Source organism: Pseudomonas sp. LF-5 (assembly GCF_037626295.1).
In the GTDB taxonomy this organism is placed as follows: Bacteria; Pseudomonadota; Gammaproteobacteria; order Pseudomonadales; family Pseudomonadaceae; genus Aquipseudomonas; species Aquipseudomonas monsensis.
Genome location: NZ_JARKMT010000001.1, coordinates 1,525,243 through 1,548,188 on the forward strand (window position 1 = coordinate 1,525,243; position 22,946 = coordinate 1,548,188).

Sequence of the window (22,946 nt, forward strand, 5' to 3'; positions counted from 1 at the left end):
CATGACCGTGCAGCCGTTCATCAGCCCCGACCTGATCCGCCAACGCTTCTCCAAAGCGATGTCCGACATGTACCGCAAAGAAGTGCCGCTGTACGGCGCGCTGATGGAACTGGTGGAGCAGACCAATCGCGATGTGCTTGCACGTCAGCCGGACATCGCCCGGCAGCTCAACATTAGCGGTGAAATCGAACGGCTGGACATGGAGCGCCATGGCGCCATTCGCGTCGGCACCGCCAGCGAACTGGCCACCCTCGCCCGCCTGTTTGCGGTGATGGGCATGCAACCGGTGGGTTATTACGACCTGACGCCAGCGGGGGTGCCCGTGCATTCCACGGCGTTTCGTGCGGTGCATGAAGAGGCGCTGCAGGTCAGTCCGTTTCGGGTATTTACCTCGTTGTTGCGCCTGGAGTTGATTGAGGATCCTGCGTTGCGCGCCTTCGCCGAATCGGTGCTGGCCAAGCGTTCGATCTTCACGGCGGCGGCCTTGCAGCTGATCGAGCTTGCGGAAACCGCCGGTGGCTTGAACGCAACGCAGGCCGAGGAATTTGTCCTGCAGGCTTTGGAGACTTTTCGCTGGCACCACAGTGCCACCGTCAGCGCCGCGCAGTACCAGACGCTGAGCGCCCAGCACCGCTTGATCGCCGACGTGGTGGCGTTCAAAGGTCCGCACATCAATCACCTGACGCCGCGCACCCTGGACATCGACATCGTCCAGGCACAAATGCCGGCGCATGGCATCACGCCCAAAGCGGTGATCGAAGGTCCGCCACGGCGGCAGTGCCCGATCCTGCTGCGCCAGACCAGTTTCAAGGCGCTGGATGAGCCGATCGCCTTCACCGACCAGCCTGAAACCCGTGGCAGCCACAGCGCGCGCTTCGGCGAAATCGAACAGCGTGGCGCGGCGCTGACACCCAAGGGGCGTGCACTGTACGACCGCTTGTTGAATGCCGCCCGCGATGAACTGGGTGACTTCCCCAACGAAGGCAATGCCGCACGCTACAACGCGCTGATGACCCGGCACTTTGCCGAATTTCCTGACAGCGTCGCGGGCATGCGTGAACAGGGGCTGGCGTACTTTCGTTATTTCCCGACGGCAAAAGGCCTGGCGGCGAGCGGGCTGGGCGAGGTTTCACTGGAGGATTTGCTGCGCGAGGACTATGTGAAAGCGGAGCCGCTGGTGTACGAAGATTTCTTGCCGGTGAGCGCAGCGGGGATTTTTCAGTCGAACCTCGGTGATGCCGCGCAGGCACACTACGGCGAACACTCCAATCGCCAGGCTTTCGAACAGGCGCTGGGGCGTTCGACCCTTGATGAGTTGGGATTGTATGCCGAGACGCAGCAGCGTTCGCTCGAGGATTGCGAGAAAGCGCTGGCTGTGAAGCTGATCTGAGTACCCGGAAAAATCTTGTGGTGAGAGGGTTTATCCCTTCGCGCCAGAGCGATTCAGCGTAACCCTAACTGCGCAAGAAGTTGCGCACTGACGGGTGATTTTTCGCGGTCGATCTCGCTACAGCCCTTGATCTACAAGGGCTGTGGACGAGTGCGCAAGAAGTTGCGCAGTACTGCGCAACTTCTTGCGCACTTTTGCGCCCCTCCGCTCGTAGAATGCCTCCAAAATCGCCGACCAAAGCGTTTTCACCCAGAGCCTCCGGGGGTCTCGCAAAACCTGGCACGCTCCTTGATAACACTCAGGCACCCACCGGGCGATTTCGCCTCCCGGGCACCTTAAATTATTCCGCAAGGAGAGCACCCCATGGCAACACCAGCGTACATGTCGGTTACCGGCGAAAAACAAGGCCTGATCACTGCCGGCGCTTTCACCGCCGACTCCGTTGGCAACACCTACCAGGAAGGCCACGAAGACCAGGTTATGGTTCAGGCTTTCACCCACGACGTGATCATCCCGCGTGACCCACAATCCGGTCAGCCAACCGGTCAGCGCGTTCACAAGCCAGTTGTGATCACCAAGGTCTACGACAAGGCTTCGCCTCTGCTGCAAGCCGCTCTGACCTCCGGCGAGCGCATGAGCGAAATCGTTATCCAGTGGTACCGTACTTCTGCTCAAGGTACTCAAGAGCACTACTACACCACCAAACTGGAAGACGCGATCATCGTCGCCATCAACAACAAAATGCACAACTGCCAGGATCCAGGCAACGCGCACTTCACCCACCTGGAAGAAGTGCAGTTCACCTACCGTAAAATCACCTGGACCCACGAAGTATCCGGTACTTCGGGTTCCGATGACTGGCGTGCTCCAGTCGTTTAATTACGGCTGATCGTTACAAGCATCGACCAGCCCTGCTGGTCGATGTTGTTTACGCCCCTCCAGAATTTCGCGTACGTTGAGCCGCTTTGCGGTCGTCGACGAGCGCCGCTGTACAGCACGAGGAACAAGGGATGTTCGCGCCGGCCAATGAAACCCACTTTGCCCTGACCATCGAAGGGCTCTCTGCCGATTTTCAGGTATTTACCCTGACCGGCCGGGAAGCCATCAGCCAGCCTTTTGTGTTCGAGGTGGAACTGGTCAGTGAGCAGCCGTCGCTGGACCTCGAAACCCTGCTGCACAAACCGGCCTTCCTGCAACTGTCGCCCGATGGCAGCGGCATCCACGGCCAGATCTATCGCGCCGCCCAGGGCGATTCCGGCAAACGCCTGACCCGTTATTCGGTGACCCTGCGCCCGCAACTCTCGTACCTGGCGCATCGCGTCAACCAGCGCATCTTCCAGAACCTCAGCGTGCCGAAAATCATCGGCATGGTCCTCGAAGAGCACGGCATTCAAAGCAACGCCTACGAATTCAAGACCGGTTCGATCTATCCCGAGCGCATCTACTGCGTGCAATACGATGAATCGGACCTGCATTTCATCCAGCGCCTGTGCGAGGAAGAAGGTATTCACTACCACTTCCAGCACAGCGCCACGGCGCACAAGCTCGTCTTCGGCGATGACCAGACGGTGTTCCCGAAACTCAAGCCTGTGGCCTACCAGCAAGACTCCGGCATGGTCGCCAGCAACCCGGTGATCAAGCGTTTCGACCTGCGCCTGGAAACCCGTACCAGCCGCACCACCCGCCGCGACTACGACTTCGAAAAACCACGCATCACCCTCGAAAGCGAAAACCGCGGCGACGCCCTGCCCGACCTCGAAGACTACGACTATCCCGGTCGTTTCATCGACCGCGAGCGCGGCAAGCACTTGGCCAAACGCGCCCTCGAACGTCACCGCAGCGACTTTCAGCTCGCCGAAGGCAAGAGCGATCAGCCACTGCTGGTCAGCGGCCATTTCCTCGCCCTGACCGAGCACCCGAAGGCCAAGTGGAACGACCTGTGGCTGCTCACCGAAGTCTTGCATGAAGGTAAGCAACCGCAAGTGCTCGAAGAGTCGGTGACCAGCGACACCACGGCATTGAAAGACGATTTCCATCAGGGCTATCGCAACCGTTTTCAGGCCACCCCGTGGGACGTGCCCAACCGCCCACCGCTGCGCCACCCGAAACCGCGCATCCTCGGCAGCCAGAGCGCCGTGGTCACCGGCCCCAAAGGCGAAGAGATCCATTGCGACCAGTACGGCCGTGTCAAAGTCCAGTTCCACTGGGACCGCGAAGGCCAGGCCGACGACAAGACCAGTTGCTGGCTGCGCGTCTCCAGCGCCTGGGCCGGCGCCCAGTACGGCGGCATCGCCATCCCGCGCATCGGCATGGAAGTGCTGGTCACCTTCCTTGAAGGCGACCCCGATCAACCGCTGATCAGCGGCTGCCTGTACCACAAGGAAAACACCGTCCCGTACGCCCTGCCGGCAAACAAGACCCGCAGCACCTTCAAGACCCTCAGCTCGATGGGCGGAGGCGGCTACAACGAACTGCGCATCGAAGACAAAAAAGGTCAGGAGCAGATCTACCTGCACGCCCAGCGCGACTGGGACGAGAACATCGAGCACGACCAGAAAATCCGCGTCGGCAACGAACGCCACGACACCGTCGAAAAAAACAGCTACACGGAATTTAAGGCCGAAGAACACCACACCGTCTACGCCGACCGCAAAGTCGAAGCCCGCGCCAACGACCACCTCACCGTAGGCGTGAATCAGCACATCAAGATCGGCACCGGCCAGTTCATCGACGCGGGCCAGGAAATCCACCTCAGCAGCGGCATGAAAGTGGTTATGGAAGCCGGCAGCGAACTGACCCTGATCGGCGGCGGCAGCTTCATCAAGATCGACGCCGGCGGCGTGACCATGAGCGGCCCGGTGATCAACATGAACTCCGGCGGCAGCCCCGGCAGCGGCACCGGCGCCGCCCCGCTGATGCCCGGCATACTCAAACAAGCCGACGCCGACAAGGCCGGCCAAGTCCTGACCCCGGCCCAGATCAACACCCTCAAACGCAACGCGCCGTTCTGCGAAGAATGCGAAAAATGCAAGGCAGGTGCCTGTGCCATCTGATCGAATTACGCCCAAGGATTGGCTGGCGCAACAGCCGTTGCAGACTGGCGAGCGCTTGTATCTGGTCATCAGCGCGGCGAGCGATGCCGAGCCGCTCAAGCCCTTCTATCAGCAAGATGCCGCACCACAACTGCAGCCTATTTGGAGTGGAACGCCTTACGCCGATTGGCTTCCCGTAATGCCGTATCTCGCCGAGATCAGCCCCAATGCCAGTTTTTTGCAATGGATTACTGAAACCGATGCACTGGATTGGGGTTGGCTAGCGGTATCCACCAGCGCGCCGGAAACGGTGCTGGAGCATTTGCGCAGCCTGACCCAGGTAAAAATGCCAGACGCTACTGAAGTGTTTTTCAGGTTCTGGGATGGTCGACATTTTCATCCGATCATCGAAGGGTTAGGTGCTACGGCAGGTGAGTTACTGCCGGTTTTCCAACGCTACCTGATTAACGGACAGACGCTCGAAGTAGGCAGAAGAGCAGTACCTCCCGCAAAAGAGTGGCCCTGGTGGGATATTCCCCAAACGCTATTGGATGCTCTCGCGAAGAAGGACCACACCACCGTCGTCGAGAACCTGATGCAGTGGCTATCAGAAGATTGCCCAGAATTGTACTTCGAATTCCCCGAAGCCAACTTGCGCAGAAAGGTTGAGCGCTTCGTGCGCCAGAACCCAAACACAGAAGATATGGCAGAGCGTCTCGCCGCAGAGCTGACAAAGGAAGTCACGTCATGAATACCCCGATTGGTACCCTGGTCCTGCGTGTGCTGGACGCCAAAGCGCCTGACGTGAACCTGATCCTCAAAGACTTCAAAAACTGCCTGAGTGATTACAAGGAATGGGCGGACGGTTTCTGGACTGGCTGGGCGCTGGACGTCGACCAGACCTTCAAGGTCGGCAACGAAGTCAGCATCACCGAACGGAAAACCGAAACAGGTGCGGTAAAGACCTATGCCACTTGCCCGTTGGTAGGTGACTTCACGCTGATTCATATGTTCGAGTCGGCGCGCTTCGTGCCGATTGGCAACACTCCAGTCAAACTGGAACCGGTCACCAAAGGTACCTTTTACGACGACGTTACCGGTCCGGTAATCGAAACCATGATCGGCCCGAGCGGTATCAAAGTGATCGAGGGGGCCAAGAAGGGCCAGACCTATCGCATTACGTTTTTCCCCAACGTATCCCAGAATGACGTCAAAGCGCTCTATAACTCCTATCAAGGCGTTATCAGCAAGCTTGATGGCTGGTTGCAGAGCGAATGGTCAAGCAAGTTTCAGCCGCAATGGGCCAGTTACTCTGCAGCCGATCGCGCCGGACGTTCGGTGATTTTGCTCAAACGCGCCCTGGAGGGGTTTGAAAAGGCTCTGTTGCAGCTGTGGGATGACATCAAAAGCTTGTTCGAGCTACTCGCCAATCCGAGGAAAAATTACGAAAAGCTGAAAAAGTACCTGTCGGACGTCGAGATCGACAAACTCTATGCAGCCTCCAAGGAGTCGATTGCTTCAGGGCTGTTGATCCTCAGCGACGAGCCGCTGATGTTCATCTACGTCTCCGCCATTGTTGCTTGGGTCGGCATGCTACCGCCGCAGGTTGTTGTCGACGTGATGACTGCCATCGCCTCGGAATTCCTGATCAACGTACTGGTGGGCATCTGCCTGACAGGTGGCGCCGGACTGGCCGTGAGAGCGGGCACCAAAGTCCTCTCCACCGTCAAATCCGGAGAAGCCATCAAGTATCTTGAAGACCTCGCGTCTACCTTGATGACACTCAGCAACAAACACGCCCTGCCCGCCCATGCGGAAGTGTCGAAACCAATCATCGCTAGCGCCAAGAATGTGCCGATGAAGCCTGCCAAAACCGCAGCGCTGAAAATCGATGAAGCTACCACTGAAGCGCCAAAAGCTGGCTCGCGCAAGGCTGAACCCAAGAGCCAACTAGAGGGACTGTCTCCCACAAAACAACTGCCTAAAACTGCAGATACTCCGAAACAGGAAGTCAAAGACGCCTCTTCGTTCCCAAGGGACAAGAAAAAGAACCAGTCCACTCTGCAACCCAAAGAAAAAGTCGACGACGTTCCTGATCAGTCCAAGACACCCGATGACAAAAGCGCCACTTGCGCGAAGAAGACCTGCACCAACGGCTGCCCGGTCTCGATGGTCACCGGTGAAGAGCTGCTAACCATTACCGACGGTGAACTCGGTGGCCTGCTGCCATTCAGTTGGACTCGACTCTACCGAACCAGCGCGGCTGAAATCGACTGCGGTCTAGGCTATGGCTGGAGCCACGCCCTCGCTCAACGGGTGGCCATCAATGGCGACGAGGTCGTGTGGACCGATCACGAAAACCGGGTCACCACATTTCCCCTGCCCAGCGTACAACGCCCGGCAATCACCAATAGCCTTTCGGAAGCCGCTATCTTCATTGGCGAAGATCCCTCCGAACTCATACTGACTCAGGCCGGCGAAAAGCCGCTGTTCTATCACTTCCGTTTCAACAGTAAAGGCGCGACGCTGATCGCCATCAGCGACAACTACGATAATCGCCTGCAGATCACCCGTGACATCCATGGTCGAATCAAGCGCGTGGATAACGGTGCTGGTCGTGCGCTGCTTGTCCGGTACGACCGCAAGCACATTGTCGCCATCGACTATCAGCAATTCATTCCGGCGGACAATCTCGAAGACGCCTGGAACACCGTTCAGACGCTGACCACCTATGAATACGATGGTCACCATCGGTTGATCAAAGCCACAAACGCTCTGGGAGAGTCCGAGCGTTATGCCTACAACGAGCAGAACGTCATTCTTGAGCGGCAACTCGCCGGGGGCGCAAGCTTTTACTGGGAGTGGGAAAAGGAAGGCAAGTCTGCACGTTGCATCCATCACTGGGCCAGTTTCTCTCAGATGGATGCGCACTATGCGTGGGATGACAAAGGCAGCGTCACCGTTACCAACGCCGATGGCAGCGAAGAGGTTTATACCCACGATGACAAGGCTCGACTCGTCGCCAAAGTTGATCCGGACGGTGCAGAACATCTAAAGGCCTATGACGACAAAGGCCGACTGATCGCCGAAAAAGACCCGATGGGGGCGGTCACGGAATATCAGTACAACGAAGCTGGTCGATTGGTCGCGGTGATCCCACCGGAAGACGCACCGACCACCTACGAGTACTACAACGGGTTTGTCCGTGTGGTAAATCGTGGTAACGCCAAATGGATCTACTGGCGTAACGACCAGGGTGACATCACTGAACAAGTCGACCCGGATGGCAACTCTACGCATTACGCCTATGATCGCCAAGGACGCCTGCTGGAGATCCGCCATCCCGACGGCAGCCGCCACCAACTGGGGTGGAACAACCTCGGCCAATTGCTGGAGGAGCGCCTGCCGGACGGCGGTCAGCGCAAGTACCGCTACGATGCGCTCGGTCGCCAGATCACACGTCAGGCTGAAACGGGTGCAATCACCCACTACCAGTGGGATGCGGCTAACCGTCTGGCACAGATCACCCTGCCCGGCGGCGCTACCCGTGCGTTCACCTACAACCCATACGGCCGCGTCACTGCAGAACGCGACGAACTGGGGCGCGTAACCCGTTACGAGTATGCCGATAACCTGCATCTAGTCAGCCGTCGCATCAACCCGGACGGCAGCCAACTGCGCTATCGCTACGATAATTCGCGTCTGCTGCTCACCGACATCGAAAACGAACGCGGCGAACACTATCAGCTGGATTACTACTCGAACGGGCTGATCCAACAGGAAACCGGTTTCGACGGACGCCGCACTGCCTACGAGTACGACCTCAACGGCAAGCTGCTGAAAAAAACCGAATTCGGCGACGATGGCAGTGAGTTGGTGACCGAGTATCAGCGCGATGCCTCTGGTCGCCTGCTGGTCAAAACCCTGCCCGACGGCGAGGAAATTCACTACAGCTACGATGCACTTGGCCGTCTGGTCAACGTGGACGATGGTCATTGGCCGCTTGCTTATGAATATGATGTGCAGGATCGGCTGATCAACGAGCATCAGGGCTGGGGCACCACGCGTTACGAATACGACAGCGTCGGTCAGCTCAATCACTGCCGCCTGCCGGATGGCAGCACACTCGATTATCGCCACCAACCCGGCGGGCATCTGAGCAACATCGACCTCAACGGCACACGCCTGACTTCCCACCAATTCAGTGCCGGTCGTGAACAGCAACGCCAGCAAGGCCTGTTGCTCAGCCAATACCAGTACGACGAACAAGGCCGCCTGCAAGCACACACAGTCGGTCAGCGTGATAAAAACCTGTTCCAGCGTCGCTACAACTACGACGCCAACGGCAACCTCGCCGGTATCGATGACAGCCGCAAAGGCAACCGCAGCTACCACTACGACCCGCTCGACCGTCTGATCAGCGTGCGCGGCGCCACACCGGAAAGCTTCGCCCATGATCCGGCCGGTAACCTGCTGGGTCAAAACAACGAAGGCACAGCCAACCTCGCCAACGTCAAAGGTAACCGCCTGCTGATGCAGGGTGACCGGCACTACGACTACGACGCCTATGGCAATCTAATTCGCGAGCGGCGCGGCGCTAACCAGAAACTCGTCACTGAATACCGTTATGACTGCCAACATCGTCTGATTGGCGTAAGTCTGCCGGGGGGCAGTACGGCGTCGTACAAATACGATGCCTTCGGCCGCCGTATCGAAAAAACCGTTGACGGCCAAACCACTGAATTCCTGTGGCAAGGCGAACGTCTGATCGCCGAAAGCGGTGACAACCGCTATCGCACCTACATCTACGAACCCGGCAGCTTCCGACCTTTGGCGATGCTCGAAGGCGAGGGCCCACTAAAGGCCACTCCGTTCTACTACCAACTCGACCACCTAGGCACACCGCAGGAACTCACCGACTACAGCGGCGAGATAATGTGGTCGGCGAAATACCGTGCCTATGGCAACCTTGCGGCACTGGATGTCAGCGAAATCGACAACCCCCTGCGCTTCCAGGGTCAGTACTTCGACGCCGAGACAGGGTTACATTACAACCGGCATCGCTACTACAATCCAAACACAGCACGGTATCTGACGCCGGATCCGATCAAGCTTGCGGGCGGGTTGAATAACTACAGGTATGTACCCAACCCTACAGGCTGGGTTGACCCATTAGGCTTGGACACTACCCCTGTAATATGTCCAGGGGGTCCAAACTGCACTCCTCCTGTCAAAACATTGGATGAATTGGTACCTGGAGGCAGCGTACCCAGTGTTAAAGATGGAGCTTTCAACAAGTGGTTCAACGAGCTAACACCGGATGAATTCGACACAGTTTGGTCCAATGAATCTTACAAGAACGCCATTAAAGATCGACTGAGGCACCCGGGAGGAATGCATGAATGGCACATGGTTTCGAGAGCTGACACATTCAAGCGTTGGGGCGTAAGTGCTGAGCAGATCTATGAGCTACGGACCGCGATTGCTGAAGTGAAATTTGTGAACCCTACTGGCCATCATGGGGGCAAAGGGTCCACAAAAGCACATAATGAAATACTTAAAATAATTGACAATTCAAAAGATTACGGCGAGTTCCGACAGGGCCTCAATGAGTGGGCGGGTCGGAGGTTAGAAGGTGGAGTTGACTCTCTCCCATCCGGCCTTAAAAATTGAGGAGAAAAAGATGAGTAATAAAAAAACAGTATCAATTTGGACTGCAAACGCCGACTGGCAGCAATCCACTCTTCGGGAAATAGTGACGCCTGCCTATTCTGACGATGGAGAATCTCTAGGATCGGAATTCAGCAATGCATTTTCTCTGGGCTTTATTGACGACGACTTTATTGAAGCTGATATCGTAGAGCCAACTAAAAATTTGGAAAAAGCAATCGAAGATTTTTCTTATGACTCCGATATCATCGCTGAGATAAAAAAGAAAAACCTCTCTACTTTATCTGAAAAAATAAACACTGTTATTGCAGTTTATGATTGTGCTTATAAAGGAAAAACCACAGCTTCCATATTACGAGGCATCGAATTTACATATCGAGGTCAGTTTAAATATCAAGATTAGGACACATGAGACGTAACCGATAAAGATTGAAACTTTTACGTCCCTAAGTGCCCATCGGATGACGTTTACCAGTCAACCCTAAATGCTCGTGACTAGCCTCGTCGATGTCAAAGACAAGCACCTGACGACACCCTTACTATATGGGTAATTGCACTGATCAGCCATTTGCACAAGACCTAACCTAACTACAACGTGTAGAGAATGGCTATTCAAAGCCATTCTCTGGCTACTTACGATCAATAGGAGTCCTTCCCGGAGTCCAGTTCCGGGTCTGCATGAGAAACCCGCCGCGCTTACCAATTGGATTCTTGGTATCTCACACTTTCTCAACCTACTCACCGAGAGCAGCTGATTCTTGAGCAAAAGGTGACAGATTGATTTTCCCGTTCAATTCAAATACGCGTAAAAATAAATCCATCCCTTTTTGCTGTCTCGGATGATCCAAATGATTTGACTAAGGCGTTGGGAGTACAACCTAAGGTCTCGCAGACGGAACACGGAACACAAGGTACCCATTGCAATTTCCGATGTAAAATTTATGAATCCTGCTGATCAGCATCAGACAAAAGGGGACATATTTATTTTCGACACACTGAAAATAAATCCGTCCCCTTTTCTCGGTTTCTTTTTTTCATCTTTAATCTGCCCTCTAGAAACACTACTCCTTCTCGCTATTTACCGTGATCTGCCCCTGAAACACCGAATAAAAATAAAGCAGACTCCTATCCTAAAGAATGAGTTCCTGGAGGTAAAACAATGAGCAGCACAAAAGAGGCCGCTCTTATTGACTCTGAAAAAATCGACCACGGCGCCGACATGAATAAGCTTCTAAGCCAATTTGACGACTGGGAACAACTTCAATGACAACCAACTTTGAAATAGCTTTGAAAAAGAATGAACTCCCTGACTACTTCAGAGGTAATGGCCAATATTTCACAAGAGACCCCGACTGGGGAGCCCAGTTGCATATCATAAATTGGCAAGGACTATGCGGCTATTTAAAATCGCTAGAAAGCTCGATCGAAATATTGAGGAATGCATTTAGCGCATACTTAAACTCGGTTGAGTTTACAAAAAATGACGCCAGCGACCTGCTTGAAAACATTGGCTGCTATTATTACCTAAGAAATAAACATCCTTTCTTGTCAAAAGATGGATTTGATCTTGTACGCGATGCTGCTGATAGTGAGAAACAGAAAATTTCACATATCATGACCTTTCTGAGAAAAACAATCGAAGCCAACAATGATATTCAAGACCTTGAACTCTATAATCGCCGCATGAGAAAACTCATTGATGACGGCGGCCCAACCAATATAGAGAGCCTCTAATTCTTTCGACGAAACCCACTGTAAAAAGGTGACCAAGAAAGGGGACAGATTTATTTTCTACAAACTGAAATAAATCCACTCCCTTCTCTCCGGAGCGTCATTGAGAATCTTGATGACTGGAAAAAAATTCAATGAAAACCACCTTTGAAACGGCTTTAGAACTTCATGAAATACCTGACTTCTTTAAAGGCAATGGGAAATATTTTGCCCGCGGCTCCGATTGGGGAGATCATCTCTTCATTAGTAACTGGCAGGAAATGTGCGGAGTTTTAAAGCATCAAAAAGCAGCACAAAACCTGCTGACAACTTTATTTTAAAAATATGCAGAATACTTAAAAGAAGATTATTCAGATGCAGAAGGCTTGCTTTCAAACATAAGCACTTACTACACACTTAAAAATAAAATCGCTTTTCTGTCGAACAATAATTACGACTTAATTGAGAGCCTTGACGAAAAAAGCAAAAACAACATAGGGAAATTATTCCGCCTCCTTAGACAGCACTACGACATAAAAAACGAACTCTTGTCAAAATACAAATTTAATGATGAGATCAAGCGATTAAAACTAAAAGGCTGTCTAATTGACCTCGAACACCTTTGAGCAAGATATTTGATGCGACTACCTCACACCACCGTACGTTCGATACTTGACCAGTCCTCATGAATAAACATCAGATCACTCTAGCCAATGGATGGACAGCAACCTTTGATAACAACGGTGAGTTCCGCATGGGAGCCGAAGGCTGGAGCTTGCTCCTGCAAGGGCCTGACGGCAGAAATATCAATTACTTCGCGGACCAGATCATTTTGGTCAACGATGACGACGGCATCCAGGCAAACTCGTGCATTCGTCTATCCAGCGATGGTGTTTACGGTTATTTGAGCACAGCCGTTGATAGCTGCTGGGTGATCGATTTTTCGCGGGGCATGATCGCCCCACACCGAGTGAGCATCCGTCACTACCATGACATCTACGACGAAAGCGTGGCAGCTTACGAACAACCGGCCTTCAAACGTGCGAGGCAATATATCAGTGTGGTTGGAAGGTCCATCTATCTGACCTTCCCGCTGACCAAAGATGAAGACTTCCCCAATATTTGGGAAGAGTATCTGTCGATACGCAAACGCCAACTGGATGAGCTCTATTTCAGGAACTGATCAATGGGCGCCACCGTTAGCGAAGCTGTTTGTGCGCCCTACCCGATCAACTCGTCCATCACGTCGTACTTAACCAACACCCGATTCCGATACAACCTCACCCTCTCCACCAATTCCCCCACCTGTCCCTTCTCCCGCACCTCCCGCCAAATCTCATTCTCCCGGTACACCCGCGCACCCTCCCGCACAAATCGATGTGCCTCTTGAAACACGTGATAGCGATATTCCCTCACCCGATCACACAACAACTCCCCTTCGAGTTGTGTCTCGCCGACGTTCAACTTCAGCTGAAAGCTCCGATCCGTCGGGTTGTGCAGCACCAGGTCAACGTAGTTGTAGAAAATCGCCGCCCCGGATCCAAACGGCAGCACCCGCCCTTCGTCCGGAAACGGGTCGAAGCTGTGGTTGGAGCGTTCAACCACCACCAGCGGTGAATGAATGGCCATCCAGTGAATCAGGTTGCTCAGTTGGCAGATGCCACCGCCTACCCCGCGTCGTGCCTCGCCGAAGGACAGTTCCATGCCTTCCACATACCCGCGTTCGCGTGTCGGGCGGCCGACGAGGCGGCAGAAGGAGAAGTGTTCGCCGGGGGCGATGATGACGCCGTCGATGGCGGCGACAGCCAGTTTGAGGTTGATGACTTTGTTGTGTTGCAGGGCGAGGTCGGAATCGCCGAGTTTGCGGATGAGTTTCGAGGTGTGTTTGAGGTAACGAAATGGCAGGCGCTCGGCCTGTGCGCGAAGGCTTGCGTAGCGTTTGCCGGAGCAGCGCCAGGCGATCTGGCGGAACAGTCTTTTTTGCCACACGCGCAGCCAGTACAGGGCCGGGTGGTAGAGGGAAAGTGGTTTCATCCGTGATACGTCGGCGCTTGCCGTTGCTTCCTTGAGCCGTTGGGCGCGCATTTTAGCGTGTAACGATCTCCGGCACCCGTGGCATTTCCAGGCAAATCGAACGCTTTCAGACACTCGCCGCGCTCAGGAAATCTGCAAATTAAGGTTCGACTAAGGTTGCGTCGCTACCATCGCGCCTCATGAAACCCCTGTCGCCCCATGAACCGCGGATGAGTCCTTCTGATATGAGAGCGTTCGATTTACCAGCCCGGCCACAAGCGAATTTCAGTCTTGTCTTGGTAAATTACAAAACCCCTGACATCACCAGGATGTGTCTTGAGTTATTGCACCCACATGCCAAGGAGCTGCGTATTCCGGTGTGGGTCGTGGACAATGATTCGGCCGATGCCAGTCTTGATTACTTGCGCTCGCTTGACTGGATCAATCTGATCGAACGTCCTTCGCCGGGTAAAGAACCCGGCCACATTGCGCACGGTAAAGCGCTGGATCTGGCGCTGGAAAAAGTCGACACCGATTATCTGTTTCTGCTGCACACCGACACCTTTGTCTACGACAAAGAAGTGTTTGCCATGATGATGCGTGAGTGCACAAAAACACCGGATATGGCCGCAGTCGGTTGTGTCGAGCAACTCAATCGCGGAATTGTTCGTGACACCTGGCGTTTAACTTCGCGCTTCTGCAAGCACTATGTTCGTAAAGCGAAAGTGCGTATGGGCCTGCGTTCGAAACAGCCAAGACCTTACAAAGAAACGCATCTGAAAAGTTTCTGCACGTTGTGGAATGTCCGCTTGATGAAGTCTCAAGGCCTGCACTTTTGTATGGATGATCGAGTGCCCGGTTATACCCTGCAGGACCGGATGGTCGACTTGGGTTACGGCATCAAATTCCTCTCGCCGCGCAAGATTTTCAGCTATCTGGATCACATTCAGGCAGGAACCGTTGCAGCGGCGGGCACCTACGGGGAAAACCACCGGCGCACGAAGATGTATCAGGCCACCCTCAAGCGTCTTCAGAGGGCATAAACCAGAAGACGATGCAAGTGAAGGTTAATTTAAGTCCAATAAAAAAGGGCGACTGCAAAGTCGCCCTTTTTGCTTGCAGAAATTGTATACATCCGCTCCGAAGAGGTGTTCGCCCAGTGTAATGGCCTGGCAATCCATGCACCGGTAAAGAGCCCTGACACTGGGCGAACGGGTTGGATTTTAATAGAAGTTGGCGCTTATGTCCTCATACTTCAATGTAAAAATTATGTACGAACAAGTTAACAGATATTTATCGACGATTTCTTGCGTGAAACTTTCGGGATCGCTAAACCCTATTAATAGTATGACTACTCTAATACAAAAACTGTACAAGAGCAGTCATGCCGTAGAGTTAATACTCAACTTTCGTGTTGACTGGTCACTTTTAATATATCGGTGTAAGTGACGATGACGCTCTGCCCTTCTTTCAAATCTTTCAGCTTGGCTTGAATTTCAGGCTTTTTCACGTCGAGGATTTTCGATTGACCTTGCGGGTTTTGCAGGGTCACCTGATTTTTCTTCAAATCAATTTTGGTGATTTTCAGTTGCACCTGAACCTGACGGAACGCTTCACCGCCCGGATTATCGCTGCCCGGGGCGTTGCGCAGCTCGCCGGTATGCTCGACGGTGCCAGGCAGACCTTTATCCACATCGGTGTCGAGGTACGCGGCGACGGAGCGCTGGACTTCAACCTTGACCAGATCGCCGACCTTGAGATTGGCGAGGTTTTTCGCCTTCTCGCTGAGCTGGACATGCACTTGACGACCTTCGGCGCCCTCGAGCACGACCTGGTGCTTGGCAGCGTCAACGGAGATCACTTTGGTCGTGACCTGATCCGCTTCGAGGGTGGCAGACAACGGAATATCGGCGGCCAATGCGCCGAAGCTGGTGGCGGACAGTACGGTGGCGAGGGTGATGGCCTTGGCCAGTGTATGAAGCTTCATAGACGATCCTTTCCCTGTGATGAATGGCAGCACCCGGCGTCGAACCGCGTTCGGCGCCGAATGTGCCCCTGAGCATAGACGCTGTTCAGGGCTTGGCCGTCGTCTGTTGCTTTGCCGTGTCCTGCGCGGTGGACTCGCCGCTCGGTGTGCCTTTGCCGCTGTTCTGGCGCTGTTTGGGATCGGTTGGCCGCAACGCGTCGTTGTCGCGCTCGGTTTCTCCTGGTGGCCGGGGTTCGTCGGGGTGTTCGCTGGAGTTGACGGGGTTCATGGCGGTTGTCCTCAGGCTTCGGGGTCGTCGAGTTCGCGGGTGACGTTGACCGCGGGGGAATCCTTGTGCAGGTCATCGGCCTTGGCGCGCAGGATCTGCCATTGCTCCAGATCGATCGCGCCTTGGCCCAGCAGGTCGTCGGCGATGCGTTGCAGATCGAAGTAGTGAGCGTCGGGGGATTGCTGCCAGTAGGTCGAGTCGTCGAAAAGGCGCTGCCAAATGCTGAGGTCCGGGGGTTGCAAGTCTTCGCTCATGGCCAATCCTCCACAGGTATTACGGTGTAGAGGCGGCGAAATGAAACGGAGTTCAATCCAATGCAGGCGCGCCGGTCAGTACCCGGTCATTTCCAGATAGCCGCGCCCGCCATGGCTGCCGCTGACCCGCACCGGCCCTTCCCAATAGGGAATGCGCAGGTTCATCCAGGCGTTGGGGTTCAACGCCGACAGGCTGATGTCCAGTTGCTTGTCGGGAATGCGAATGGTCCAGCGCACCGGCATCGAACGTCCAGCGACTTTGGCGGTGTCTTGCGGGACGAGTTCGATTTGTTCACTGCGCAAGGTTTGCGCCTGGCCGTCGGCGGTGATCCAGGTGCCGGTGAGGTATGGCGCGCCGTCCTTCTGGCGCATGCGGTAGAGCATGACGTGTTCACCGCTGTCGAGGTGCAGGGAGAACCAGTCCCAGCCGGTCTGATTGGCGGTCAGCGGCTGACTGCTCCATTCGCGATCGAGCCAGGCCGGGCCGCTGACGGTGTAGATCTGGCCGTCGATCTGCAAAGTGCCACTGGCCTGGAAAAATGGCTGGCTGTAGTAATACGAGGCCTGGCCCTGCTCGGATTTCTGGCTGAAGCCATTATCGCCCTGCAGCACCAGCGGCCGACTGGACGTGAGGTGCAGTTGATAGGCGAATGATTGAGCGCGTGCACTGAGTTGCATATCGCTCAGGGGATCCTGCGCCTGACTGGCAAACCGCCAGTCATCGATCCACGCCTCGAACGGCGCCACGTTCACCCCAGCCTGCCCCACGCCGCCCCGGGCATAACGCTCGGCAGCATGGTGCGCGGTGGCCGAGGTCACCGCCGCATGGCCGAGCCAGACCGTCTGATTGCCCCAGCCCGGTTGCTGCGACACGGGCTTCAAGGCGCTGCGAAACAGCGTCCACTGCACACCGAAATCGTTGCCCTGCGGGTCCTTGAGATTGGCGGTGACGTACCACCACTCGATACGAAAACCGTCATGGGCACCGTGATCGGCCGGGAAGCTGAACACCCGCCCGGGTACTACGGGGGTGAACTGCGCCGCCTGGTCGCCGAGCCCGGCAAAGCCCTTTTGTTCAGGCGCCGATTGATCACAGCCGGCCAGCAGCAATGCCAGGCACAACGACGCCACCCGGTTAATCCTCATGGGCAAACGTCCTCAGCAGGTCCGCCGGTTGCGTGCGGTACAACGAATACAGCGGCCAGGCTGAGGCGAGCAAGGTCGCCAGCAGCGCCAGTCCCATCAGTTGCAGGAGTTGCAGCGGAAAGATCCGCAACGGCAACCGCCAGCCGAACGCCTGCACATTGATCACCGCATCCAGGCACCATGCCAGCGCGATTCCCAGCGGCAGCGCCAGTACCAGCGTCAGCACCGCCAGCAGCCAGGTCTGGCCGAGGTTGAGCAGCATCAACTGCCGGCGCGTCACACCCAGCGCCCACAGCGGCGCCAGTTGTCCGAGGCGGCTCTGGCTCTGGGTCAGCAAGCTGATGAACAGCGCCACACCCGCCACCGCCAGCGTCAGGCTGTTGAGCGCCGCCGTAGCCGCGAACGTGCGCTCGAACACTTGCACCGACCAGCCCTTGAGCCGCGCCTGATCGACGATGCGACTGTCATCAATCTGGAAGCGCGTTTGCAGCGCCGACAAAAATGACGGGATGTCGGGCGGCGCGATGCGCAGGTTGAAACGGTTCGGCGTCAGTGTCGGCCACAGCCGCAACAGATGGTTGCTGTTGACCAGCAGGTGCCCCCTGGGATTGCCATAGTCGGCGTAGATCCCGACGATGCGCGGTGACCAGGTTCCGCCCGGGAACGGCAGGCTCAGATGCTCACCCGCACGCACCCTCAGGCGCCGCGCCAGTTGCTCGCTGAGCATCACCGCGTCGTCGTTCGCCAGGTGCGCCCACGGATCCCCGGCGATCGCGTCGAGCAGCGGCCAGTGCTGCCGGTAATACGGATGATCAATTGTCCCGAACACATCCGCCGGCCAGCCTTGCAGGGTCACCGCCACTTGCCAGTTGGGCAGTACGGCGCTGACGCTCGGCTGCTGCTTGAGCCAGCTATACAGCTCGCGGGACTGCGCCGGATTGACCGGGTTGATATAAAGCTCGGCGCTCAGGCGTTGTTCGAGCCAGTCGTTGAAAGTCTGGCGAAAACCGGCGGTCATGCTGCCAGCGCCGATGTTCGCTGCGAGCGCCAGCAGCAGCGCCATCAGCGCCAGACTCAGCGCCGGCAGTTGCTGGCGACAGTCGGCCAGAAACCACTGACCGAGCACCGAACGACTGCGCCCGAGCAGTTGATTGAGCACCGAGCTCAGCACCACCGGCAGCGCCAGCGCGGCGCCAAGCAGCAGCCCGGCCATCAACGCAAAACCACTGCCGAGGCTGTCGCCCCAGACCAGCGCCAGCAACGCCATCGCGCCCAATAGCGCCGCCAGCCACCCCTGACGCCGCAACCAGCGCGCATGCTGCTGATGCCAGGCCTGCGGTTCCGCCACCGCCAACAGCGGCAAGCGAGCCGCGCGCAGCAGACTGTTGGCACCGGCCAGCAATGCGCCGAACAGGCTCAGGCCGATACCGCTGAACCACCACCACGGACTCAGGCGCAGCTGCCCCGCCACTTCCGCACCGTAGAGACCGCGCAGGCTGGCGGCGACGTCCGGAAGCAACACACTCGCCAGCCAGTATCCGCTGATGACCCCGAACACCCCGCCGACCAGGGCCAGCACACCCAGTTCGACGATCAGGCTACCAATCAGCATCCGCGCACTCACCCCGCAGGCGCGCAGGGTACGCAGCAGTCCACGCCGTTGTTCCAGCGCGAGGCCAATGGCCGCGTGAACGATGAACAGCCCGACCACGAACGAGAGAAACCCCAAGGCATCGAGATTCAAATGAGAACTCTCGGTCAGGCGCGCCAGATTGTTTTCCTCGGCACTGTTTTTAAGCTGCAACTGACCGTTGAACGCGGCCGGCAGTTCGGCGTGAAAATCCTTCGGCAATAACAGCCGCGACAGTTGCCCGGGTTGTTCGAGCAGGGTTTGCGCGACGCCGATGTCCACCAGCAGCACACCCGGGGCCATGTCCTGTTGCGCGTGCAACGGCGGCAGGGTCTGGCCGTTGACGGTCTGCGGCGTGGCGCCCTCGCTGAGGTTCAAGGCCTGCAGCGTCTCCGGTGAAATCCACGTACTACCCGGCGGCGAGAAGAACGCTACGATACGCTCGATCGGCATCGCCTGCCCGGCCACGGCGGAATCCGCCGGCAGTGACACCGGTTCGATGCCGATCAGTTGCAGACGCTGGTTATCGTGATCCTTGAGCACCAGTCGCCCCTGCAACAGCGGCGAAACCGGCCAGCCGTCGCGGCGCAGATCGACAAACCATTGCTGCGTGAAGGTCGCACCGTTCGGTGTCGCGAGACTGGCCTGGGGTTCGCCACCGATCATCTGGCTGGCCCGGGCGTAACTGTCGCGGGCCTGACTGTTCAGCGCCTCGACCCCGGTCAGCAGACTGGTCGCGAGCCACAACCCGGTCAGCACACTGAAAAACTGCACGGGATGCCGCCGCCAATGGCTGAGCAGCGCGCGCAGAGTTTGCCAGAAAACGTTCACGTCAGCCGGCCATTGGACAACACCACCCGCTGCGCCAGGCGTGCAGCAACCCGCGGACTGTGGGTGACCATCAGCAGCGTGGTCGGCGTGTCGTCGAGCAGCTCCAGCAACAGACGCAGCACTTCATCGCTGGTGGCTTCGTCGAGGCTGCCGGTGGGCTCGTCGGCCAACAGCAATTTCGGCCGCGACGCCAGGGCCCGGGCCAGCGCGACCCGCTGCTGCTGGCCGCCCGACAACTGTTCGGGATAGCGCTTGAGCAACTCACCCAGCCCCAGGCGCTGCACCAGATGCGCCTGCCAGTGCGGATCATGGCGGCCGGCGAGGCGCGCCTGAAACGCCAGATTGTCCTCGACCCGCAGGCTGCCGATCAGGTTGAACTGCTGGAACACCAGACCGATCTCGGTGCGGCGCCAGTCGGCCAGTTGCGCTTCGTTCAGGGTTTCCAGCCGATGCGCGCCGCTGCGGATGCTGCCGCGATCAACCTTGTCGAGGCCGGCGATCAGGTGCAGCAAGGTGCTTTTGCCACTGCCGGACTCACCCATCAGCGCCAGACTGCTGCCGGGCTCCAGGGTCAGGTCGATGCCTTGCAGCACCGGGAGCGGGCCTTGTGGGGTGAGGTAACTTTTGAAGACGCCTTGAACCTGAAGCATGCCGCCATCCGCCGGGTCAGTGTGGGGCAAGGATAGCGGAAAGCGGCCTCAGCAGATCAGGGATGTTTGCTATGCGCTCATCGCTGGCAAGCCAGCTCCCACAGGGATGGAGGTTGCTCACACATACTGGATTCACCATCAAACACTGCGGGAGGACTCTTCAGATCAATAGTGTTCGAACTGGCCTCATCGCTGGCAAGCCAGCTCCCACAGGGCTTGAGGTTGCTCACACATACTGGATTCACCATCAAACAATGTGGGAGGACTCTTCAGATCAATAGTGTTCGAACTGGCCTCATCGCCGGCAAGCCAGCTCCCACAGGGCTTGAGGCTGCTCACACATACTGGATTCACCATCAAACACTGTGGGAGGACTCTTCAGATCAGTAGTGTTCGAACTGGCCTCATCGCCGGCAAGCCAGCTCCCACAGGGATGGAGGTTGCTCACAAATACGGAGTACAGCAAAAAACACTGTGGGAGCTGGCTTGCCAGCGATGAGGCCAGTGAACCCGACACAAATCTCACTGCCCGGTTGCCACACGGGTCGCCGCCTCCCCCGGTGTGACAATGGTGTTCAGATCAATATGCTTCCACTCAGGCTTGGCCCCCAGCCGCGCATTGAAGCGGTAGTTGAAGGTGAAATCGTCCGCCGTCGGCACCGTCAACGGCTTGCCATACACCGCCTCGATCCCCGTCAGGTCGTACCCCATCAACTGCAGCAGGGTCGGGAAAATGTTGTAGTGGCTGGAGCGGTCCTTGTTCACCGTCATTGATTGCGCCCAGTCGGGCCCCTGCAACTGATCACCCTGAATCACCACCAACGGCACCAGCCCCTCCTCCTCCACCGGGTCGCCGCCACAGTGCGTATTGAGCCCGGGGTTACCGCGTTCATGCAGGTCCTGGCCGTGATCGGAGGTGTAGATCAGCAGCGCATTATTCAAGTTGGCCTGGGCAAACACCCGCGCGAAGAACTCGCCAACGTTCCAGAGAACCGTGTTCTTGTAGGCATTGCGGTACAGCGCCCAATCGTCTGGCTGGCCGTTGAAACCATCGCGCTTGCCGGTGTCGGCGACTTCGGTGAACTGCCCGCGCGGCAGTGTCGGGCGATACGCCATGAACGCGTCGGGGTATTTGTCGTGCACCGGGAAATGCGCGCCGACCTTATTGATCACCACCAACTCCGGCTGGTCATCGTTGAGCAGCTCGATCAGCTTCGCGGCGGCGGCCATGTCGCGGTCACGCACGCTGGTCTGGTCAAACTGGACGAATTGGTCGATGTCCTTTTTCTCGCTGTCGGTCATCAGGTTCTGCAAGTTGCCGCTGGTGCGCTGGGCGTCGATGTACACCGTGCGCAGCCCGGCTTTTTTCGCGTACTGCCAGATCGACGGCAGGGTGCTGTTGATCCGCGTGTAATCGTCGCGAGTGCCGCCGTAGCGCAGGGTGACGTTGGTGTCGGCGCTGCAGTTGGCAATGGACGCGGCATAGCCGTAATTGAAGATGTCGACACCCGGATGCGCCTGCTTGAGGTTGCTGTGCACCCCGAACGGCGCGTTGATGTCCAGGTAATTGCCAGAGATGCTTTCGTCGATGATCAGCACGATGTCGTGATTGACCGCCGTTGCGTTGCGCGCCAGCGTCACCGGTTCACGCGGGCCGACGGTGTTGTGCAGCGCTTCGTAGGCGAACAGGTTCAGATAGGCCAGCGGCGTGTACATGATCGGCAAGCCCCGCGCGCCCTCGCCCGCCCGCAGGAACAACACCGTACTCAACAGCAACACGCCACACACCGGCGCCGCCACGCGCAGCGCATTGGGCACCCTCAGCGCATGACGCGGCTTGAGCCCGATGCCGAACAACAACAGCAGGCCACTGAGCGCGCCATGAATGATCGCATCGCGGTACTGGTAGGCGGCTTCCTGGATGAAGCCGCCGGAGTACACCAGGGAGACAAAGCTGCTGTAGCTCAGGTAATCCGCAGTGACCCGGGTATAGACATCAAAAAACACCGCCGAGACAAACAGTGTTATTGCGAATAAGTGGCGAATGAGCGCCTGACGAATATAAGCCGTTAGATATAACGCTAAAGTCAGCGCCAAAAACATCGCGCCAAAAAGAAGCACAGCAAAACCGACACCGATAGCATTTAACCGATCAATGTAATATTCGGAATAAAGCAGCAGATAAATAATTAAAAGCAATTCTTTGGCATATCTGGACATGGCGATACCGGACGTGCAATACGGCAGAGAGTCAAAGGCTTGTCGGTCAAAATCTGACACTAGCACCCGGCCATCAAAGCGCAAGAATTGACTGTTTTTTTTAGAAAGCGTCAAAAAAACGATGACTCAAATCTGACACACACGA

At 56.6% G+C, this 22,946-nt stretch carries 18 protein-coding genes; 10 read left to right on the forward strand and 8 right to left on the reverse strand.

Annotated features, from left to right (window positions below; all coding sequences use genetic code 11):
* Nucleotide 1: 1 nt before the first annotated feature.
* The 9 genes from hglS (at nucleotide 2) to PseuLF5_RS06875 (ending at nucleotide 12,985) form a co-directional block, all read left to right on the forward strand.
* The gene (gene hglS, locus PseuLF5_RS06835) at nucleotides 2–1,390 is read left to right on the forward strand and encodes a 2-oxoadipate dioxygenase/decarboxylase HglS (RefSeq protein ID WP_340133234.1); all 1,389 of its coding nucleotides are present in this window, start codon (nucleotides 2–4) and stop codon (nucleotides 1,388–1,390) included.
* A gap of 363 nt (nucleotides 1,391–1,753) precedes the next feature.
* Nucleotides 1,754–2,269: an Hcp family type VI secretion system effector gene (locus tag PseuLF5_RS06840; protein ID WP_007949952.1), complete on the forward strand. Its 516-nt coding sequence runs from the start codon at nucleotides 1,754–1,756 to the stop codon at nucleotides 2,267–2,269.
* A gap of 131 nt (nucleotides 2,270–2,400) precedes the next feature.
* Nucleotides 2,401–4,443, forward strand: coding sequence for a type VI secretion system Vgr family protein (tssI, locus tag PseuLF5_RS06845; protein WP_336348199.1), 2,043 nt, complete (start codon nucleotides 2,401–2,403; stop codon nucleotides 4,441–4,443).
* Nucleotides 4,433–5,173, forward strand: a complete 741-nt coding sequence (locus PseuLF5_RS06850) for a DUF4123 domain-containing protein (protein ID WP_128616077.1) — start codon at nucleotides 4,433–4,435, stop codon at nucleotides 5,171–5,173. Before tssI ends, PseuLF5_RS06850 begins: the two co-directional genes overlap by 11 nt.
* Nucleotides 5,170–10,095, forward strand: coding sequence for an RHS repeat-associated core domain-containing protein (locus PseuLF5_RS06855; RefSeq protein ID WP_340133235.1), 4,926 nt, complete (start codon nucleotides 5,170–5,172; stop codon nucleotides 10,093–10,095). The genes PseuLF5_RS06850 and PseuLF5_RS06855 overlap by 4 nt, the downstream gene beginning before the upstream one ends.
* Nucleotides 10,096–10,105: 10 nt before the next feature.
* Nucleotides 10,106–10,495 (forward strand): immunity 22 family protein, encoded by a 390-nt coding sequence (locus tag PseuLF5_RS06860; RefSeq protein WP_340133236.1) that lies wholly within the window; start codon nucleotides 10,106–10,108, stop codon nucleotides 10,493–10,495.
* Nucleotides 10,496–11,355: 860 nt separating this feature from the next.
* Nucleotides 11,356–11,826 (forward strand): hypothetical protein, encoded by a 471-nt coding sequence (locus PseuLF5_RS06865; RefSeq protein WP_340133237.1) that lies wholly within the window; start codon nucleotides 11,356–11,358, stop codon nucleotides 11,824–11,826.
* A gap of 131 nt (nucleotides 11,827–11,957) precedes the next feature.
* Nucleotides 11,958–12,143 (forward strand): hypothetical protein, encoded by a 186-nt coding sequence (locus PseuLF5_RS06870; RefSeq protein ID WP_340133238.1) that lies wholly within the window; start codon nucleotides 11,958–11,960, stop codon nucleotides 12,141–12,143.
* A 344-nt stretch (nucleotides 12,144–12,487) separates the two neighbouring features.
* Nucleotides 12,488–12,985 carry a hypothetical protein gene (locus PseuLF5_RS06875; protein ID WP_340133239.1) on the forward strand — a complete coding sequence of 166 codons (498 nt, stop codon included), beginning with the start codon at nucleotides 12,488–12,490 and terminating at the stop codon, nucleotides 12,983–12,985.
* Nucleotides 12,986–13,023: 38 nt separating this feature from the next.
* On the opposite strand, the gene PseuLF5_RS06880 is transcribed toward PseuLF5_RS06875, so the two are convergent.
* The gene (locus tag PseuLF5_RS06880; RefSeq protein WP_340133240.1) at nucleotides 13,024–13,836 is read right to left on the reverse strand and encodes a VanW family protein; all 813 of its coding nucleotides are present in this window, start codon (nucleotides 13,834–13,836) and stop codon (nucleotides 13,024–13,026) included.
* Nucleotides 13,837–14,060: 224 nt separating this feature from the next.
* On the opposite strand from PseuLF5_RS06880, the gene PseuLF5_RS06885 reads away from it, so the two are divergent.
* Complete coding sequence (locus PseuLF5_RS06885; protein ID WP_340133282.1) at nucleotides 14,061–14,858, forward strand: glycosyltransferase family 2 protein; 798 nt, start codon at nucleotides 14,061–14,063, stop codon at nucleotides 14,856–14,858.
* Nucleotides 14,859–15,217: 359 nt separating this feature from the next.
* Here PseuLF5_RS06885 and PseuLF5_RS06890 read toward each other — a convergent pair whose 3' ends face one another.
* The 7 genes from PseuLF5_RS06890 to PseuLF5_RS06920 all read right to left on the reverse strand — a co-directional run bounded on the left by PseuLF5_RS06890 (nucleotide 15,218) and on the right by PseuLF5_RS06920 (nucleotide 22,801).
* Nucleotides 15,218–15,802: a hypothetical protein gene (locus tag PseuLF5_RS06890; RefSeq protein WP_186747316.1), complete on the reverse strand. Its 585-nt coding sequence runs from the start codon at nucleotides 15,800–15,802 to the stop codon at nucleotides 15,218–15,220.
* Nucleotides 15,803–15,887: 85 nt separating this feature from the next.
* On the reverse strand, nucleotides 15,888–16,070 hold the full coding sequence (locus PseuLF5_RS06895) for a hypothetical protein (RefSeq protein WP_123467528.1): 183 nt from the start codon (nucleotides 16,068–16,070) through the stop codon (nucleotides 15,888–15,890).
* A gap of 11 nt (nucleotides 16,071–16,081) precedes the next feature.
* Nucleotides 16,082–16,324, reverse strand: coding sequence for a hypothetical protein (locus PseuLF5_RS06900; RefSeq protein WP_123467526.1), 243 nt, complete (start codon nucleotides 16,322–16,324; stop codon nucleotides 16,082–16,084).
* 75 nt (nucleotides 16,325–16,399) lie between these two features.
* Nucleotides 16,400–17,470, reverse strand: coding sequence for a lipocalin-like domain-containing protein (locus PseuLF5_RS06905; RefSeq protein ID WP_340133241.1), 1,071 nt, complete (start codon nucleotides 17,468–17,470; stop codon nucleotides 16,400–16,402).
* Nucleotides 17,460–19,931 carry an ABC transporter permease gene (locus PseuLF5_RS06910; protein ID WP_340133242.1) on the reverse strand — a complete coding sequence of 824 codons (2,472 nt, stop codon included), beginning with the start codon at nucleotides 19,929–19,931 and terminating at the stop codon, nucleotides 17,460–17,462. Before PseuLF5_RS06910 ends, PseuLF5_RS06905 begins: the two co-directional genes overlap by 11 nt.
* Entirely contained in the window at nucleotides 19,928–20,581 is a 654-nt protein-coding gene (locus PseuLF5_RS06915) for an ABC transporter ATP-binding protein (protein WP_186747305.1), read from the reverse strand. The genes PseuLF5_RS06910 and PseuLF5_RS06915 overlap by 4 nt, the downstream gene beginning before the upstream one ends.
* Nucleotides 20,582–21,103: 522 nt before the next feature.
* Nucleotides 21,104–22,801: a sulfatase-like hydrolase/transferase gene (locus PseuLF5_RS06920; protein ID WP_340133243.1), complete on the reverse strand. Its 1,698-nt coding sequence runs from the start codon at nucleotides 22,799–22,801 to the stop codon at nucleotides 21,104–21,106.
* Nucleotides 22,802–22,946 lie beyond the last annotated feature (145 nt).